13 protein-coding genes and 1 riboswitch are annotated in these 18,881 nt (G+C 71.4%); of the genes, 12 read left to right on the top strand and 1 reads right to left on the bottom strand.

Features of this window, described 5'->3' with window-relative positions; translation table 11 throughout:
- Positions 1-11 precede the first annotated feature (11 nt).
- Genes shc through ACIQK6_RS25780 form a run of 4 tightly spaced genes read left to right on the top strand, consistent with a single transcriptional unit; the run spans position 12 to position 5,468 of the window.
- Entirely contained in the window at positions 12-2,351 is a 2,340-nt protein-coding gene (gene shc, locus ACIQK6_RS25795) for a squalene--hopene cyclase (RefSeq protein ID WP_329097429.1), read from the top strand.
- Entirely contained in the window at positions 2,351-3,016 is a 666-nt protein-coding gene (locus ACIQK6_RS25790; RefSeq protein ID WP_329097427.1) for a 1-hydroxy-2-methyl-2-butenyl 4-diphosphate reductase, read from the top strand. Before shc ends, ACIQK6_RS25790 begins: the two co-directional genes overlap by 1 nt.
- Before the next feature lie 5 nt (positions 3,017-3,021).
- A complete protein-coding gene (gene hpnH / locus ACIQK6_RS25785) occupies positions 3,022-4,053 on the top strand; it encodes an adenosyl-hopene transferase HpnH (protein WP_329097425.1) in 1,032 nt (343 codons plus the stop codon).
- Positions 4,050-5,468 carry an aspartate aminotransferase family protein gene (locus ACIQK6_RS25780; RefSeq protein ID WP_329097424.1) on the top strand — a complete coding sequence of 473 codons (1,419 nt, stop codon included), beginning with the start codon at positions 4,050-4,052 and terminating at the stop codon, positions 5,466-5,468. The genes hpnH and ACIQK6_RS25780 overlap by 4 nt, the downstream gene beginning before the upstream one ends.
- A 41-nt stretch (positions 5,469-5,509) precedes the next feature.
- On the opposite strand, the gene ACIQK6_RS25775 is transcribed toward ACIQK6_RS25780, so the two are convergent.
- Entirely contained in the window at positions 5,510-6,301 is a 792-nt protein-coding gene (locus tag ACIQK6_RS25775) for a tyrosine-protein phosphatase (RefSeq protein WP_402695547.1), read from the bottom strand.
- 292 nt (positions 6,302-6,593) lie between these two features.
- Positions 6,594-6,790: riboswitch (cyclic di-AMP (ydaO/yuaA leader) on the top strand.
- A 4-nt stretch (positions 6,791-6,794) separates the two neighbouring features.
- On the opposite strand from ACIQK6_RS25775, the gene ACIQK6_RS25770 reads away from it, so the two are divergent.
- The 8 genes from ACIQK6_RS25770 to ACIQK6_RS25735 all read left to right on the top strand — a co-directional run bounded on the left by ACIQK6_RS25770 (position 6,795) and on the right by ACIQK6_RS25735 (position 18,807).
- Positions 6,795-7,760 (top strand): LysM peptidoglycan-binding domain-containing M23 family metallopeptidase, encoded by a 966-nt coding sequence (locus tag ACIQK6_RS25770; RefSeq protein ID WP_329097420.1) that lies wholly within the window; start codon positions 6,795-6,797, stop codon positions 7,758-7,760.
- Between the two features lie 165 nt (positions 7,761-7,925).
- Complete coding sequence (locus ACIQK6_RS25765) at positions 7,926-8,711, top strand: SGNH/GDSL hydrolase family protein (protein WP_329097419.1); 786 nt, start codon at positions 7,926-7,928, stop codon at positions 8,709-8,711.
- A gap of 96 nt (positions 8,712-8,807) precedes the next feature.
- Positions 8,808-10,001 carry an MBL fold metallo-hydrolase gene (locus ACIQK6_RS25760; protein ID WP_402695546.1) on the top strand — a complete coding sequence of 398 codons (1,194 nt, stop codon included), beginning with the start codon at positions 8,808-8,810 and terminating at the stop codon, positions 9,999-10,001.
- 503 nt (positions 10,002-10,504) lie between these two features.
- On the top strand, positions 10,505-12,412 hold the full coding sequence (locus ACIQK6_RS25755) for an ATP-binding protein (RefSeq protein WP_402695545.1): 1,908 nt from the start codon (positions 10,505-10,507) through the stop codon (positions 12,410-12,412).
- A complete protein-coding gene (locus ACIQK6_RS25750; RefSeq protein WP_329097415.1) occupies positions 12,409-13,236 on the top strand; it encodes a hypothetical protein in 828 nt (275 codons plus the stop codon). Before ACIQK6_RS25755 ends, ACIQK6_RS25750 begins: the two co-directional genes overlap by 4 nt.
- A gap of 17 nt (positions 13,237-13,253) precedes the next feature.
- Positions 13,254-16,211, top strand: coding sequence for a WD40 repeat domain-containing protein (locus tag ACIQK6_RS25745; protein ID WP_402695544.1), 2,958 nt, complete (start codon positions 13,254-13,256; stop codon positions 16,209-16,211).
- A 422-nt stretch (positions 16,212-16,633) separates the two neighbouring features.
- Entirely contained in the window at positions 16,634-17,020 is a 387-nt protein-coding gene (locus tag ACIQK6_RS25740; protein WP_402695543.1) for a hypothetical protein, read from the top strand.
- Entirely contained in the window at positions 17,020-18,807 is a 1,788-nt protein-coding gene (locus ACIQK6_RS25735; protein ID WP_402695542.1) for a CHAT domain-containing protein, read from the top strand. Before ACIQK6_RS25740 ends, ACIQK6_RS25735 begins: the two co-directional genes overlap by 1 nt.
- Positions 18,808-18,881 lie beyond the last annotated feature (74 nt).

Here is an 18,881-nt window from a genome sequence, read left to right as displayed (position 1 = left end):
AAGGGGAAGCCATGACAGCGACGACCGACGGCAGCGCCGAGAGCGCCGGCGCCGGCAGCGAATCCACCCCGGGCGCCCAGGGCCTCCCGGCAGGCCCCGGCGTGGGGCGCGCCCGCGGTCCGGCCGCGGAACCGGGCCCGCCCGCCCCGTCCCGTGCCGGCCGGCCGGGCCCGCGGGCCGAGTACGGCCCGCCGGGCACGGCCGGCGCGCAGAGCGCCCGCTGCGCCCCGCCGACGGCCGAACCGGGGCCGTTGGCCCCGCCCGCCGGCCGCCACGGCGTGGCCACGATGCCGCCCGCGGCGAAGCCGGGCGGCCCGCCCGCGCCGAACACCGTCCGGGGCGGCGGCCGTGCCCTCACCGCGGACCCGTCCACCGGCCCGGGGCCCGACCGGCCGGGCCGGACCGCCGCGGACCTGCCCCGGCCGCCGGACGGCACCCGGCCGGGAGCGTACGAGGCCGCCGCGCGCGCCACCCGCAACCTGCTGGACCGCCAGGACCCCGAGGGCTGGTGGAAGGGCGACCTGGAGACCAACGTCACCATGGACGCCGAGGACCTGCTGCTGCGGCAGTTCCTCGGGATCCGGGACGAGGCCACCACCCGGGCCGCAGCCCTCTTCATCCGCGGCGAACAGCGCGAGGACGGCACCTGGGCCACCTTCCACGGCGGACCGCCCGAACTGTCCGCCACCATCGAGGCCTACGTCGCGCTGCGCCTCGCCGGGGACGCGCCGGACGCCCCGCACATGACCCGTGCCTCGGCCTGGATCCGGGCCCACGGCGGGATCGCCGCCGCCCGCGTCTTCACCCGGATCTGGTTGGCCCTCTTCGGCTGGTGGAACTGGGAGCACCTGCCCGAACTCCCGCCCGAACTGGTCTTCCTGCCGCCCTGGGTGCCCCTGAACATCTACGACTTCGGCTGTTGGGCCCGCCAGACCATCGTCCCGCTCACCGTGGTCTCCGCACTGCGCCCGGTCCGCCCAGCCCCCTTCGCCCTCGACGAGCTGCACACCGACGCCCGCACCCCCCACCCCGCCCGCAGACTCGCCCCGCTGACCAGCTGGGACGGCGCCTTCCAGCGGATGGACAAGGCCCTGCACGTCTACCGGCGGTTCGCCCCGCGCCGGCTGCGCAAGGCCGCGATGGCCACCGCCGGCCGCTGGATCGTCGAACGACAGGAGAACGACGGCTGCTGGGGCGGGATCCAGCCGCCCGCCGTGTACTCGGTCATCGCCCTGCACCTGCTCGGCTACGACCTCGGGCATCCGGTGATGCGCGCCGGACTGGAGTCCCTGGAACGGTTCGCGGTGTGGCGCGCGGACGGCGCCCGGATGATCGAGGCCTGCCAGTCCCCGGTGTGGGACACCTGCCTCGCCGCGATCGCCCTGGCCGACGCGGGCCTGCGCCCCGACCACCCGGCGCTGGTCAAGGCCGCCGACTGGATGCTCGACGAGGAGATCGTCCGCACGGGCGACTGGGCCGTGCGCCGGCCCGGGCTCGCCCCCGGCGGCTGGGCGTTCGAGTTCCACAACGACACCTACCCCGACATCGACGACACGGCCGAGGTGGTCCTCGCCCTGCGTCGGATCAAGCACCCGGACCCGGCCCGCGTCGAGGCGGCCATCGCCCGCGGGGTGTCCTGGACCCTCGGCATGCAGTCGAGGAACGGGGCGTGGGGCGCCTTCGACGCGGACAACACCAGCCCCCTTCCCAACAAGCTGCCCTTCTGCGACTTCGGCGAGGTCATCGACCCGCCCTCGGCCGACGTCACCGCCCACGTGGTGGAGATGCTCGCGTTCGAGGGCCGCGCGGGAGACGCCCGGACCCGGCGCGGCATCGCCTGGCTCCTCGACGAACAGGACGCGAGCGGAGGCTGGTTCGGACGCTGGGGCACCAACTACGTCTACGGCACCGGCTCGGTGGTCCCGGCCCTCACCGCCGCCGGGATCTCCCCGGGGCATCCCGCCATCCGGCGGGCCGTGCGCTGGCTGGAAACCGTACAGAACGAGGACGGCGGGTGGGGCGAGGACCAGCGTTCCTACAAGGACCGGTCCTGGGCCGGGAAGGGCGCCTCCACGGCCTCGCAGACCGCCTGGGCGCTGATGGCCCTGCTGTCGGCCGGTGAGCGCGAGGGCAAGGCGGTGGAGCGGGGCATCGCCCACCTGGTGGAGACCCAGCAGGAGGACGGCACCTGGGACGAGCCGTACTTCACCGGTACCGGTTTCCCGTGGGACTTCTCCATCAACTACCACTTGTACCGTCAGGTCTTCCCGCTCACCGCGCTCGGCCGCTACCTGTACGGGGAACCGTTCGCCCCGGCCGGAGCGCACCCGGCAGCGGCCGGGGAGTCGTGATGCCCGCCGCCGGCGGGGACCGGGCCCGCAGGCCCGACCCGCTGCTGGTGGCCTGCGCGCTGCGCATCGAGCAGGCGGCGCTGCGCAGTGCCTGCCGCGGCCCCGCGCGCGGACCGGCCGGCGGGCACGTCCTGCTGCGCACCGGGATGGGCCCGCGCGCGGCCGAGCGGGCCGTCGGCCGGGCACTGGAGCGGCCGGGAATGGACCTCGCCGCCGTCCTCGCGACGGGATTCTGTGCCGGACTGGTCCCCGGCATGCACCCCGGGGACCTGGTCATCGCCGAGGAGACCCGGGACCCGCTGGGGGCCGTCACGTGCACCGGCAGCGCCCTGCTCGCCGAGGCACTGGCCCGGGCCGTCCCGGGCCGGACCGTGCACCGCGGTGCACTGACCGGATCCGACCACGTCGTTCGCGGCCAGGAGCGCGCGCACCTGCGCGCCACCGGCGCCATCGCGGTCGACATGGAGTCCGCGGCCACCCTGTGGACCGCCACCCGGGGCGGCGGTCGTCCGGTTGCGGCCGTCCGGGTGATCGTGGACGCTCCGGAGCACGAGCTCGTCCGCATCGGCACGGTTCGCGGGGGAATATCGGCCTTCCGTGTCCTGCGTGCCGTACTGCCCGCGTTTCATGAATGGCACCGTTCGTTGCTGCTCCCCAGGAGGTGAGCCAGATGGCCATGCCGCTGCGCCAGTCCATCAGGGTCGGGACGTATCTTCTCGAACAGAAGCTCCGCAAGCGCGAGAAGTTCCCGCTGATCGTCGAACTGGAACCGCTCTACGCCTGCAACCTGGCCTGTGAGGGGTGCGGGAAGATCCAGCACCCGGCCGGGGTGCTCAAGCAGCGCATGCCGGTCGCCCAGGCGGTCGGCGCCGTACTGGAGTCCGGTGCGCCCATGGTGTCCATCGCGGGCGGCGAGCCCTTGATGCACCCGCAGATCCACGAGATCGTCCGACAGTTGGTGGCGAGGCGGAAGTACGTGTTCCTCTGCACCAACGCGATGCTGCTGCGCAAGAAGATCGAGAAGTTCACCCCCTCCCCGTATTTCGCTTTCGCCGTGCACATCGACGGCCTGCGCGAGCGCCACGACGAGTCGGTGGCCAAGGAAGGCGTCTTCGACGAGGCGGTCGCCGCCATCAAGGAGGCGAAGAGGCGCGGGTTCCGGGTGACCACCAACTCCACCTTCTTCAACACCGACACCCCGCAGACGATCATCGAGGTGCTCAACTACCTCAATGACGACCTCCAGGTCGACGAAATGATGATCTCGCCGGCCTACGCCTACGAAAAGGCACCCGACCAGGAGCATTTCTTGGGCGTCGAGCAGACCCGAGAACTCTTCAGGAAGGCCTTCGCGGGCGGCAACCGGCGGCGCTGGCGGCTCAACCACTCCCCGCTCTTCCTGGACTTCCTGGAAGGGAAAGCCGATTTCCCCTGCACGGCCTGGGCCATTCCGAATTACTCCCTCTTCGGCTGGCAGCGCCCTTGCTATCTGATGAGCGACGGCTACGTACCGACGTACCGCGAACTCATCAACGACACCGACTGGGACAAGTACGGCCGCGGAAAGGACCCGCGCTGCGCGAACTGCATGGCGCACTGCGGCTACGAGCCGACCGCCGTCCTCGCCACCATGGGCTCCCTCAAGGAGTCCCTGCGCGCGGCCCGCGAAACGATCGCCAGCAACCGGGACACGTCGGCATGAGCGGGCGGCCAGGGGAGGAAGGGGGCGGCCGGGCCCCGGGCTTCGACCTCGGTGCCCTGCTCGCCGAGCGCGGCGCGGAGCGGTACGAGCTGCACGCCCGGCACCTCAACCACCAGCTGCCCCGCATGCTGCGCACCATCGGCTTCGACAAGGTCTACGAGCGGGCCGAGGGCGCCCACTTCTGGGACGCGGAGGGCAACGACTATCTGGACATGCTCGCCGGGTTCGGGGTGATGGGCCTGGGCCGGCACCACCCGGTCGTCCGCCGGGCCCTGCACGACGTCCTGGACGCCCAGCTCGCCGACCTGACCCGGTTCGACTGCCAGCCGCTACCCGGTCTGCTGGCCGAGAAACTGCTCTCGTACAGCCCGCACCTGGACCGGGTCTTCTTCGGCAACAGCGGCACCGAGGCGGTGGAGACGGCCCTGAAGTTCGCCCGGTACGCCACCGGGCGCCCCAGGATCCTCTACTGCGACCACGCCTTCCACGGGCTGACCACGGGCTCCCTCTCGGTGAACGGGGAGGGCGGCTTCCGCGACGGCTTCGCACCGCTGCTCCCCGACACGAGGATCGCGCTCGGGGACCTCGCGGCGCTGGAGCGCGAGCTGAAGCGCGGGGACGTGGCCGCCTTCGTCGTCGAGCCGATCCAGGGCAAGGGGGTCCTGGCCGCCCCGCCGGGGTTCCTGCTCGCCGCGCAGGAGATGCTGCACCGGCGGGGGGCGCTGCTGATCGCGGACGAAGTGCAGACCGGGCTGGGACGTACCGGGGACTTCTACGCGTACCAGCACGAGCCGGGTGTGGAGCCGGACCTGGTGTGCGTGGCGAAGGCGCTGTCGGGCGGATACGTCCCGGTCGGCGCGACCCTGGGCAAGGACTGGATCTTCAAGAAGGTCTACTCGTCCATGGACCGGGTGCTCGTGCACTCCGCGAGCTTCGGTTCCAATGCCCAGGCCATGGCGGCGGGTCTCGCGGTCCTGTCCGTCATGGAGGACGAGGAGGTCGTGGCGAACGCCCGGGCCACGGGCGACCTGCTGCGCGGGCGGCTCGCCGCGCTGGTGGACGAGTACGAGCTGCTGCACGAGGTGCGGGGCCGCGGGCTGATGATCGGCATCGAGTTCGGCCGGCCGTCCTCGCTGGGCCTGCGCAGCCGGTGGACCATGCTGCAGGCGGCCCGCAAGGGGCTCTTCGCGCAGATGGTCGTGGTGCCCCTGCTGCAGAAGCATCGGATCCTCACCCAGGTCTCCGGGGACCACTTGGAGGTGATCAAACTGATCCCGCCGCTGATCGTGGACGAGGCGGACGTGGACCGGTTCGTCGGGGCCTTCCGCGAGGTCATGGACGAGGCGCACGGTGGGTCCGGGCTGATCTGGGACTTCGGCAGGACACTGGTGAAGCAGGCCGTCGCGGCGCGCTGACGGCCCGCCCACCCCGTGGGGGGAAGCCGTTCCCCGCCGCGTCAGACCAGGAGCCGGTCGCGCAGTCGGTCGAGGGTCTCGGGCGTCAGTCCGAGGCCCTCCGCCAGGTAGCGGTCCACCCCGCCCCAGATCTCGTCGATGGTGTCGAAGGCGGCCACCAGGTACTCGGCGCGGGCGTCGAAGAGCGGCGCGAGCAGCTCCATCACCTCGGGGGAGCGGGCGGCCGCCGACTCGTCGGTGCGGCGCACGCGGTAGCGGCGGTGCGGGGCGTTCGACTCCAGGTAGTCCGCCACGATCGCCTCGCGTTCCACGCCCAGCGCGAGCAGGGTGACGGCGATCGACAGGCCGGCCCGGTCCTTGCCGGCCGCGCAGTGCATCAGCGCGGGGACGCTGTCCCCGGCGAGGGCGTGCACGACCCGACCGTGTTCGGCGGTGCGCTGCCGGATGATCTCGCGGTACGAGTTCGACATCCGGGCGGCCGCCTTGCCGTCGCCCAGGATCTCGCGCAGCTGCGCGAGGTCGCCGTCGCGGACCAGCCGCCAGAACTCCCGTCCGTCGGCCGGGTCCGAGAGCGGGATGTTGACGTTCCGGACGCCGGGCAGCTCGACGTCCGGTCCCTCCAGCGCGTGGTCGGCGACGTTGCGGAAGTCGAAGATGGTGTGGAGACCGAGCGAGGCGAGGAACTCTGCATCGCTTTCGGTGGCATGTGCGAGATGTCCGCTTCGGAACAGTCGTCCCGTCCTGACCGTTCGTCCGTCAGAAGTCGGCAATCCGCCCACATCGCGGAAATTGCGCACTCCGGACAGCTCCGGCTCCTGTATCTGCTGGGTCAAAGCAACTCCTCCGCCACGTCCTGGGCCCTCTGTCCGAATTACGCTACTTGGCGCCAACTTGCCATATCCGGAGGCGAGATCGGGCACGTCCCCGTGAGCCAGATCATACGGTGACCGTGAGTGCCTGATCGCTAAGGGCGAATGGCCCCGTCGGGGCGGTCGTTGGCGGTGGGGAATGGACGCAGGGTGACGGTAATTCCGGCGGTCCCTCATGCCTGTTATTCCGTCAGGGAATTCACGGCTTGTTCCCCGCGGCCGCAAGGGATTACCTTCGCGATCGATCCGGGTGGACCGCCAAATCCTGCCGCCTCCCGGAAACCGCATCCGACCTATTCGCGCGGCAGGAGCGGGGGAACCAGGTAAGCCGCCGACCCGGAGATCCATTCGCCGGGACGGCTCGGGGTGAAGACGTGCATGTCTCCTACATGTACGTCCGGACATCTCCAGTCCGAACCCGACAGCTCACCTCGCAGGCGCCGGAGAGGAATTCGTCATGCCTGCAAAGGGTAAGCACCGCCGCCCCAAGTCCCTTTCCCTTTCCCGCGGTTTCGCCGTCGCCGGAACCGGTGGCGCGGCCCTCGCGCTGCCGCTGATCGGTGCTGCCGGCGCCCACGCGGCCGGCGCCCCGGCCACCGCGACCGCGGTGACCCCCGCGGTGGCGCCGCAGGCCCCCGCCGCCCTGCAGGCGGCCCCCGTCGCCGCCGTGCAGGCCGCCCCGACCGTCTACACCGTCGTGCCGGGCGACTACCTCTCCAAGATCGCGGCCGAGCGCCACCTGTCCGGCGGCTGGGAGCAGCTGTACGCCGACAACCGCGAGGCCGTCGGGGGCAACCCGTCGCTGATCCACCCGGGCCTGAAGCTCCACCTCGGCGGTCCCGGCGCGCCGGCGCCCGCCGAGGCCGAGGCCGGCCCGGCCCCCGAAGCCGATGCGGAGCAGGCCGCGCCGGCCGCGCCGAAGCCGGCCCGCAAGCAGGCCGAGCAGGCTGCCCCGGCGCAGCCGGAAGCCGCCGCCGAGCCCCGGGCCGAGGCCCCCGCCGCCGCGCCGCAGTCGACCGCCGGCTTCGTGGCGCCGGTCAGCGGCGGCATCTCCACCCAGTACAAGGTCGCGGGTGCCATGTGGTCCTCCGGCTATCACACCGGCGTCGACTTCATCGCCGCCATGGGCACCACCGTCAAGGCCGTCGGCGCGGGCACCGTGGTCTCCGCCGGTTGGAGCGGCTCGTACGGCAACGAGGTCGTCATCCGGCACGCGGACGGCAAGTACTCCCAGTACGCCCACCTGTCCCAGCTCTCCGTCTCCTCCGGCCAGAGCGTCACCGCGGGGCAGGCCATCGGCCTCTCCGGGTCCACCGGCAACTCGACCGGCCCGCACCTCCACTTCGAGATCCGTACGACCCCGTCCTACGGCTCGGACATGGACCCGATCGCCTACCTCCGCTCCAAGGGCGCGAGCCTCTGACGGCACCCGCCGCAGGAAGGAGCAGACACGCGTGGGGCCGGGACCCGAGGGGGGTCCCGGCCCCATGTGTACTTATTCCTTATCCCCGACGTGGTACAGATCACGGTCCGTCAACCCCTCATTACGTTGGCGTAGGTTGGTTACGGGAGTGAAGGATGGGTTCTCGTGGCAGCGACGACGACGAAACTCAAGACCATCGGCTCGTACGCGGCGATCGGGGACAGCTTCACCGAGGGCGTGGGGGACCCGGGACCCGGGGATTCATTTCTCGGCTGGGCGGACCGGCTCGCCGTGCTCCTGGCCGATCAGCGCGAAGAGCACGACTTCCGGTATGCGAATCTGGCGGTGCGGGGGAAGCTCCTCGACCAGATCGTGGCCGACCAGCTTCCGAGGGCCAAGGCCCTCGCACCGGACCTGGTGACCTTCTGCGCGGGCGGCAACGACATCATCCGGCCCGGCACCGACCCGGACGACGTGGCGGAGCGGTTCGAGGCGGCCGTCGCCGACCTCACCGGGGCCGTGGGCCAGGTCATGATCACCACCGGCTTCGACACCCGGGGCGTACCGGTGCTCAAGCACCTGCGCGGCAAGGTGGCGACGTACAGCGCGCACGTCCGCGCCATCGCCGACCGCTACGACTGCCCGGTGCTCGACCTCTGGTCGCTGAAGTCCGTACAGGACCGGCGGGCCTGGGACACGGACCGCCTGCACCTCTCGCCCGAGGGGCACACGCGGGTCGCGCTGCGCGCCGCGCAGGTGCTCGGGCTGGACGTGCCGGCCGACCCCGACCAGCCGTGGCCCCCGCAGCAGCCGCGCGGCTCGGTGGACGTCACCCGGGACAACATCCAGTGGGCGCGCGAACACCTCGCGCCGTGGATCGGCCGACGGCTGCGCGGGGAGTCCTCCGGGGACCACGTGGAGGCGAAGCGGCCGGACCTGCTGCCGCTGTAGCGGGCGAGGAGCCGGAAGCGGAATCCTTCGGGGCCGGTGTGCGTTGGGATGGTCGTAGAGCACGACCATCCTGACCCCATCCTCCCTGGAGGCGCTTTGACCGGCTCCCGTCCCCTGCGTCCGCGGCTGCGTGCCCTGCGGCCCGAAGCCTTCGGTGCGGACCCGTCCGGTGCCCGGCTGGAGCGGATCCGCCGTTCGCCGAACTTCGCCGACGGCGTCTTCCAGAACCCGGTCGGGGCCCGGAACCGGCCCTCGGGGTCGATGGCGGAGTTCGCGAAGATCTACTTCCATCGGGAGCAGCGGGAGCGGCGCAGCCCCGCCGCACCGATCCCGGTCCACCCGACGACCCTCGCGGACCTGGCGAAGCCGCCCGCGAGCGGCCTGCGGCTGACCTGGATGGGACACTCCAGCGTGCTGGCGGAGATCGACGGGCGCCGGGTGCTGTTCGATCCGGTGTGGGGCGAGAGATGCTCCCCCTTCCCCTTCGCCGGCCCCAAGCGACTGCACCCCGTACCGGTTCCGCTGGCCTCGCTGGGCACGGTCGACGTCGTGGTCATCTCGCACGACCACTACGACCACCTCGACCTGCCGACGATCAAGGCGCTGGCCGGGACGGACACGGTCTTCGCCGTCCCGCTGGGCGTCGGCGCGCACCTGGAACGCTGGGGCGTTCCGGCCGACCGGCTGCGCGAGCTGGACTGGAACGAGAGCACCGAGATCGCCGGCCTCTCGCTCACGGCCACCCCCGCCCGGCACTTCTGCGGCCGCGGCCTGCGCAACCAGCAGCACACCCTGTGGGCGTCCTGGGTCGTCGCGGGCGCCGAGCACCGGATTTACCACAGCGGGGACACCGGATACTTCCCCGGCTTCGAGGAGATCGGTGCCGAGCACGGGCCCTTCGACGCCACCATGATCCAGATCGGCGCCTACTCGGAGTACTGGCCCGACATCCACATGACGCCGGAGGAGGGCATGCGCGCCCACCTCGACCTGCAGGGCGGCGTCCCGCGCGGGACGATGCTGCCGATCCACTGGGGCACCTTCAACCTGGCCCTGCACGCCTGGGCGGAGCCGGGGGAGTGGACGGTCGACGCTGCGGAGGGGGCCGACCAGCTGGTGGCGCTCCCGCGCCCGGGCGAGCCCTTCGAGCCTGCCGGAACGCTGCCCGTGGATCCGTGGTGGCGCCCCATCGCCCGTCCGATCGCCCACCCGTGGCGTCGCCCGAAGCCGGTGGAACCGGAGGCGAGTGGGTCCAGGGCCGGTGATCTGGACCTGGCGGGCGAGCGGTGACGCCGGACGCGGAGCTGCCGCAGTCAGCGCGGTGATGGGGCAGGCTGAGCCCCGAGGAGCGCGAGCGGACCGTCCGTGACATCGACGGGTCCGCTCGCGCGGAGCGGCCGGGGGACGGACGGGGCTCTTCGCGCCCCTTCCGTTGCCGAACGGGTCACTCCGAGTGGTGGCGCAGGCGCAGATCGTGCGGATGTGAGGCTGTCGAGAGCCTCGCAGAGACGGCAGGCCGCGCGGCCGCAACGGGCTGCTCGGCCTGCGTCCTGGGCCTGCGTCCTGGGCCTGCGTCCTGTGCCTTGGACTCTAGCCCGAGCAGTTGCTGACCTGGTCGGCCGGTACGATCGCCGGGTGGTCTCCGCAAGGGGCCGCTGGTCGGCATTCCCGGGTGGGGGAGGAGCGGCATGGGGGATGCGACGCCCGGAGGGGCTGATCCGTCGCGGGCGCTGCTGATGGGCGTGAGCCGGTTCGCCCCGGCTGTTGCTGAGGGCGAGGAACCGCTACCCGGTGTGCACGGGTGGGATGAACTCCCCTTCGTGCCGGACCTGATGTCCAGGTTGGAGCAGGCCTACTCGAAGCTCGCGTACGACGTCACAGCGGTGCGAGAGCCCGACCGCAAGACCGTGCGGCGCAGTTGGACCGACGCGAGCGAAGAGCAGTACCGCATTGTGCACGTGATCTCGCACGGCACGACGATGCCGGCGGGCAGGGGGCGGACCAAGGCGGCCGAGGGCTCGGAGCGGTTGGCCATGGTGCCGTCTTGCGGCGACACCGGGGTGGGCACTGATGTGAGTCTCTGGGTCCAAGAGGCCAACGGTCTGCCGCACCCGATGCTGTTCCTGGTCGACCTGTGCCGTGCCGGACGTACGGCCCGGATCGCGCAGTTGGCTCAGATCCCCGACGATCAGCTGCACGCCTGGGTGATCGCGGCCACGAGTCCGGACCGTGCGGCCTACGACGGTGCGTTCAGCACCGCTGTGGCCGAAGTTCTGGAAGAGATCGCCGCTAACGGCCTCGATACGTCACCTCTGCTGCGTTACGTCCGGTGGGACCGGGTGACGTCGGCGATCCAGCTCCGGCTGAGCGAGATCAACAGTAGACAGAAGGTCCACTCCACCAAGGTCGACACCTCGCAGCCGCTCGAGTTGCCGTTCTTCGCCAACCCGAACTGGGTCAGCGACCCCCGGTTGGAACGGCTCCAGGCGGTCGAGCCCCCTGTGCGGGCGTTCGTCGCCGACCTGGGCGCTGAGCACTTCATGGATCGGGTCGGTGATCACTTTGTGGGTCGCACCCGGCAGCTTGCCGAACTCGCCCCTTGGGTGGACGACCCCGCCTGCGGTGGGCTGCGTGTCGTCACCGGCGCACCCGGGTCCGGCAAGTCGGCCCTGCTGGGGTCGCTGGTCTGCGCCGGGCACGAGGAGATCGTCCGGGCTGCACCCGACATCCGCAAGCACCTGGCCGCGCAGCAGCCCGACGGTGTTCCCTCACCGAACCCGATGCTGGCGGCGATCCACGCGCGCAACCGCGACCTCGAAGCCGTAGTCACTTCCTTGGCCCTGCAGTGGCGGCTTGCCGGCCGCGACACCGGGAGCGCCGAGCCGTGGACCGTACCCGATCTGATCGAGGCGCTGGCTCTGCTCCCGGCCGTGCCGCCGCTGATCTTCGATGCCCTGGATGAGGCCGACGACCCCGTCGACCTGATGCAGCGGCTGCTGCTGCCGCTGGTGGAGGGCGTACGCCCGGATGGCCAGCCCATCGTCCGGCTCCTCGTCGGCACGCGGCGCGGCACGCGCTTTCAGCCGCTGTTGGGGCAGGCCGCGCGGCGCGGGACGCTGCTCGACCTGGACGACGTACCGGTGGACGAGCTGCGGGCCGACCTTGCCCACCACCTCGTGCTGCGTCTCGCCGGACTCCCCGATTACTGCGATGCATCCCGGCGCTCCGTCCGCACCACGCTGGCCCAGACGATCGCCGCCACCCTCACGAAGGACCCCCGGGCCACACAGGAGTGGGGTCCGTTCCTAGTGGCACGCATCTACGGCCGGGCGCTGGAGACGCTTGAGGCGCCGGCAGACGTGGAAGCCGCCGAGGAACTGGGCGCGAGCGTCCCCCTCACGCTCCCCGGCGTGCTGGAACTCGACCTGAGCCTGCACCCGGAAGGCCCCCGCCTGCGGGCCGTGTTGGCCGCAGTGGCCTGGGCCAAGGGGGAGGGGTTCCCCACGGACGCCGTTGTCTGCGTCGCGCCCGAGTTCGACCCCGAGGTCGGCGATCACAACGTCCGGATGCTTCTGGAGGCAGGCCGCTTCTATTTGCGTACCGGCGTCGAGAGCGACGGGTCCACGCTCTACCGGCTCTTCCACCAGGGATTGGCCGACTACCTCAAAGCCCTTCCCTACTCCACCGGAGGACCGGAGTGAAGATCGTCGGAATCCACGGAATCGGCAACCACCGGCCGGGGGAGTCGGCCGAAACGGCCACCCGGAACCTTTCCGCCGTCTGGGCCAAGCACCTGGGCGTCGACGACGCAGACGTACAGGTCGTCTACTATGCCGATCTGCTGCGCGAAAAGGGCCGCCAGAGCGACGACACGGAACTGGAGGACCTTACGCAGGCGGAGGAGGAAACGCTGCGCGGGCTCCTCGCAACCCAGTCTTCGAACAGCGGCGCCGAGTCCGGACGCCTGGCTCAGGGACTGTTGACCACCCTGCTGCGAGACGGCATCGCCGACATCGCGGAGAGCTGGGCGTGCCCCGAGTGGCTCATGGAGTGGCTCATGGTCCGTTGGGCCAAGGAGGTCACCGCCTACCGGACCCCCGGCCCGGCACGAGAGGAAGTGCAGAGGCGGCTGCACGAAACGATCGTCGAGCATCGGCCCGACGTTCTCATCGCTCATTCCCTGGGATCCGTCGTGGCGTACGAGACGCTGCACCAGGAGGGAACACCGCACGTCCCGCTGTGGGTGACGGTGGGCTCGCCGCTCGCCGTTCCCAAGGTGATCTTCGATCGGTTGGTTCCCACTCCCGAGGGCGGCATGGGCGTGCGACCTCGGGCGGTGGGTCGCTGGGCGAATCTGGCCGACCCCGGAGACCCGGTCGCCATTCCCATCAAGGGGATCTCACGCAGCTTCCGCGGCGTCGACAGCGACGAACACGGTGTCATCCACCAGGGGTTCAAATTCCATCACGCTGAGTACTACCTGAAGTCGACCGAAGTGGCCCGACTTCTGGCCTCGGCGGCATGAACGAAGCACGAGCCGGCATGAGCGAAATCCAAGGGGAGGCGTCGGAGGAACTCCAAGGGGCGGAGCAGGCGGGTCCCCGTTCGGTCCAGGAGAAACGCCTGCGCTCCATTGCCTCCCGGGTTTTCGGCCGACTCACCGCCCCCATCGATGTGGACAACACCCCGCGCTGGGACCTCGCCTCGCCGTACCTGCTGCGGCACGCCGCCGAACACGCGGCAGAGTCCGGTCAATTGCGGCGGCTCTTCCAGGACTGGGAGTTCCTCGTCCACGCCGACCCCCACTCGGTACTGGGCTTCGGAGCCCTGCTGGAGGCCGAGACGCCGACCCAGGCGCTGCCGGTCTACCGGGCTTCACTCAAGGAGCACGTCTCCGTCGGACCGGATGCGCGGCGCCACATCCTGGCGGTCGACGCCGCCCGCCACCAGTGGCCGGACATCAGCCGCCGGCTCTACCACCCCCGCCACGCGCCGCCCACGCCGTGGCAGTGCCGCTGGTCCACAGCGAGCACCATCAGTTTCGCGCTCCGGGCCGCCCTCGCCCACGACACGGCGGTCTCGTCGGTGGCCACCGGAACCGTCGACGGGTGGTCGTTCGCGGTGACCACCTCGGTGGGCGACAAGGTGGCCAGAGTCTGGGACCTGACCACCGGCACCCTGCACCACGAGGCGCACGGGCACACTGCGCCGCTGACGGCCGTCGCCGTAGGAGGCCCCCACCCCTTCGTCGTGGTCACAGCCGCAGAGGACGGAATCCTGCGCTGCTGGGATCCGCGCAGTGGTGCGATCTTGTGGGAGGAGGTTGCTCATCAGGGCGAGGTGCGCGAGATCAAACCGTGCGACCTGGACGGCGCGTTCACGCTCGTGACCTACGGCAGCGACGGCACGGTGAGCATGCGCGACCCGGGCACGGGGACGGCCCATCAGCTCTTCACCGCCGTGCCCTCGCCGGGCGCCGTGGTCGTCACCGACACCGGCGCGGACGACGTCATCGCCGTCGTAGGCCAGGGGCAACTGCTGTCACTTGACCCCAGAACGGGAGCGGAACGGCAGCACCGGGTACGGATCGGCGACTCCCCCGTCACCGCTGTCGCTGCGGTTCACGTAGGCCAGCGACCAGCCGTGTTCGTCGCCCATGCCGACGGCACCGGGCGTGTCTTCGACCTCCTCGGCGGCGACCTGCTCACCACCCTGAACTGCTCGCCGGATTCCATGGCCACGCTTGCGGTCGTCGACACCGGGGCCGACTGTGTGGCCGTCACCGGTGGAGCGGACGGGACGATCCGATTGTGGGAACTGGAACGGGGCGGACGACCGCTGCGCCAGCTCGCCGGACACTTCGGTGAAATCAGCGCGCTGGCTGCGTACTTCACCCCCTCCGCCCGGGCATCCGACCCGCCGCACAGCCGAAACGCGGACGTCCCCACCCCGCCGAAGGGCACCAGACAGCGCATGCGACACGGAACCGAGCGAGACCGCAGGGCTCGGCTGCTCGACTCCCTGTCCGGATACGTACTGCTGTCAGCCTCCGCCGACCACACCCTGCACGAATGGAATCTGGCGGACGGGAGCCTACGGCAGACGTTCACCGCCCACACGGACACGCCGCGCGAGATCAGCGTTGCAGACGTCGCGGGTCGCCCGGTGGCGGTCAGTTCTGGATACGACTCCACGGCGCGCGTGTGGGCGCTCGACGACCGTCGTGCTCAGACCGCAGGCAGCATCACGTTCCCGCTACCGGTCAACTCCCTTACCGTCGAGAGAGTGAACGGCCGGATCCTGGTCGCCGCCGGGTGCGGCGACGAACGACTGCGGGTGCTGACCACATCGGACGGCAGGTCCGAGGGGATCCATCTCAACGGCACGGCCAAGGTGACGGCAGTGGGTCTCGGCCCGACGCGGGAAGGCCCCGTCGCGGTCGTTGCCACCGACGACGGAAGGCTGACCGCCCGTAGGCCTGAAACGGGTGAGCGGAAGTGGCAGCGTGCTCCATCGAACTCACCACTCTCGGTCCTGGTGGTGGGCGGGTCGAGGCGGCGCCCCGTCGTGCTGGCCGTCGACCCGGGCGACGGCGCACGGCTGCACGTCCACTCGCTCACTTCCGGACGCCCGCTCCCTGGCGGCCTGCAGGGCCGGGAGGGTGTCTCAGCCGTTGCCGCTGGCCGGATCCGGGAGAAGCCGGTGGCCGTCATCGGCCACCACGATGGCGCCGTCGGACTGTGGAACCCCGTATCCGGCACTCTGCGCAGAAACCTCTCGGCGGCAGGCGCGGGCGTGCTGAGCGTCGCCCTGGGCGCCACGGTAGGCGGATCTTTGGTCGCTGCCGCGTACGACGACGGACGGCTTCGCGTGTGGGACGCGGAGACCGGCCGGCCGCGGTGTTTCGTCCCGGTCGGCCATGCGCCGATCATCGCTGTCGGCGATTCGTCCGGCCGCCCGGTAGTGGTCACCGCCTCCCCGCTCGGCAACACCATCCGCTTCTGGGACGCCGACACCGGCGAGCCGCATGCCACCGTGACCTTGCCCGACGCAGTGGGCGCCCTGTCTATGACAGAGGGTGTTCTCGCCGTCGGGTACGGGCGGGAGCTGGCCGTCTTCAGCGCCGTCGACAACCCTGGGCCCTGGGACGACGCCGACTCGGCACCGGTGGCACCGACTCGGCCTGAACAGGGGGTCGCGGAGTCCAAGGAGCGGTACGGGCGGCGAGGTGGGCGGCTGTTCCCCTGGGAGTTCGCGGTGCTGGCGCACATCTGCCGACAAGGTGTCCCCCTGGGGTTGTCCGACCTGAGGGCAGCGTTCGACCTGCACTTCAACCGCCAGACGATGAAGGCCATCCTGCGCTCACTGATGTCCAAGGGCCTGCTCTGCCAGGGGGAGAGCCGCGGCCACTACATGCTCACGGAACAGGGCCGGGATCGCGTTGAGAGGGCCATCAGGAGCAGGGGGCTACCCAAGAGGCGCGGCCAGATGGACGGTTGATGGGGCAACCGCTTGACGCGCGATCACCCTAGATGCCCGTTGGCCCCTGGCTGCGCGCCGACACCGGGGCAAGCAGCACGAGGCTGCGCGAGTAGTGGTCGTTGAGGATGAGGTGCCGATCGGGGCCGGGCCGAGGCGGACGACCTAGCCGTGCTGTGCGCTCCAAGAGCCAAGAACGACACGACACGACACGACACGACGTGACGTGACGTGACGTGGCGTGGCCGGATCCGGCCGGGGTGGTTTCGGGCCCGGCCGGGTCATGCGCGTACCGGCTGCTTCGGCCGGCGGCCGTCCACACTCAGCCCGGAGAGCAGGTCCGCGGTCTGCCGCACCCCCGCGGGCGCGCGGTCCCGAGCCGGACCCCGCGTATTGTCCGGATTCGGCCGCGCCGCCGGCAGTACCTCGCTACGGTGCTGAACATGAGCGAGCACATGTACGTGCACGTTCCCGCCGGCCTCCGGGCCCTCCTCGAAGAGGACGGGTTCGACGAGGTGGAGGCCGGGGTGTCGTACGGGGAAGGGGCCCTGGACGTCTCCGCCAACCTGGTGGGCGTGTACCCGGCCCGAGAACAGATCGCCGACTCCGTCCGGCGGACCGCGGCCTTGCCGGGACCGCGTACCGGGGAGGCCGGACCCCCGGTGTTCACCGGCACCGCGGGTCCGCCCGGCTCTGCGGTGCGCATGGAGATCAGCTGCCCGCCGGGCCACGACGGGACCCCCGCGCGGGACCCGGCGGCCTTCGCCGGCACCATCGTCTCCGTGCTGGCCGCCGTCCGGGCCCCCGCCGCATCGGACGCCGCCGGGTGATGGCTCTGTTCGGCCGCGCCCGCACCAAGAAGAGGGAACGGGAACGGGAAGCGGTGCACCGTGCCCTCCTGGACCTGCGCCAGCGCGGCCGGCAGCAGGGGGCGGACGCGGTCGTGGCCGAATCGTGGCAGCTCATGAGCCACTGCTTCGCCGAACTCGGCCGTGGCGACGAGGAGTACGCCCCGCTGCTCGTCGAAACCGCCCGCACGTCCTTCGGCCTGCACGCGTTGTGCGGGCAGTGGTTCCCGGCGACCTGCTCCGCCCTCAACTTCTGCACCGCAGTGGCATTCGTCGAATCTCGCTGCACGAGCCTTGCACTGCCCTTCCCGGAAGACTTGCTGCCGGGTGTGCAGGTCATGCTCGACACGTCGCTGGACGTCGCCCACCGGGCCGGCATCCCGCTGGCCGCCTGCATCATTGCGGAGGCCCTGGCCACCATGCAGCTCGGCGCCCGAACCCGCGCACGCGAGATGTCCGCCGTCCTCGGTGGCGAGGACGCGCTGCGGCGACTGCAGGCGATCCGGCGCAGCCAGCAGGAGACGATCGCCCGGGAGAGCCGGGAGCCGGCCGTGTCCGTCGACGGCGTCGCCGCCCTCCGCAGCCAGGCTGACGCCATGCTCCTGCAGGATCTGACGGATGTGATCGACGGGTCACAGAGGTGGCCCCTGCACGCAGGGGCCACCGTCGCACCCGCCGTGCTCGCGGCCAGCCTCACCGGCCGCTCGGTCGTCTACGTCGTCCCCGGCGCGGGCGCCGGCACCGCGGTCCGGCTGGAGGCTACGGAGACCGGCCGCACCCTGTGCGAGAGCATCGCGCTGCCCCTGCTCGGCCTCGACGCCGTCCGGGTGCAGGCGAAGCGCGTCAGGGACGTGCTGAACTCCGGCGAGCGACGGCCGAGACTCAGGGACTTGGCGGCCCGGTCGGTGTTCGAAGCCGTTGCGGCCTCGGTGTGGCGGCCCGTACTCGACGCGTGGCCGGACCTGGAAGGCGGACGCGTCGCCATCATCCCCGTGGGCGAGAGCGCGCTGCTGCCGCTGTTCACCACCCCCGTTGACGGCGTACCGGTCTGCGCCAGGACGGACCTCACGGTCGTCCCCTCCGGCCGGGCCCTGATGTTCGCCGGCACCTGGCCGCGCTCTACCCGTACCCGGCGCAAGACCCTCGTCGTGGCCGACCCCTGGTACCACGACGGGGCCGGCGGAGTCCCCATCAAGATGGCGGTGTCCGAGGCCCGCGAGGTGGCCGCACTGCACGGGGTGGACCCCGTGATCCTGCGCGACCCCGACCCGGGGGCGGGAACCGGCCAGGCTCCGCAGCGGGCAGCGGACCCGCTCCCGGCCGCCGTTCCCGGCGGGCTCGTCGCGCGGATCGCGGACGCCGACCTGATCCACCTGGCCGGCCACGGCATCCTCGACCTCGAGGCCCCGCTGAACTCCACCCTTCTCCTCGGCCGCCCCACCCCGCTGTCCGCACTCCTGCCCCGCGACCTCCGGCGGGGAGCCACCGTCGTCCTCTCCGCCCGCCACCTCGCAGGCCTGGGCACCGCCCGATCCGCCGAACAGGCCGACTTGCCCGCTTCCGTGCTCGCCATGGGCGCAAGCTCCGTCATCGCCGCCCTGTGGCCGGTCCCGGACGTGGACAAGACGAAGCTCCTGATGACCCACCTGCACGAGGAACTGCAACGGAACACCCCGCCCTCCGTGGCCGCCGGCCGCGCCGTAGCCCGCCTGGCCCAGGAAAGGAACACGGCCCACATCTGGGGTCCCCTCACCCACTTCGGCGCTTGAACACCCGGCCGTCGCTCAACCAGCGGGCGGGCGGGCGTGCCGTGACGGGCCGCAGGGCAGTACGGGGGAGGGGC

This window comes from Streptomyces sp. NPDC091682 (assembly GCF_044756625.1).
Classification (GTDB): domain Bacteria; phylum Actinomycetota; class Actinomycetes; order Streptomycetales; family Streptomycetaceae; genus Streptomyces.
The sequence above is the reverse complement of the archived record's forward strand: the minus strand, read 5'-3'. Positions and strand labels throughout refer to the sequence as shown.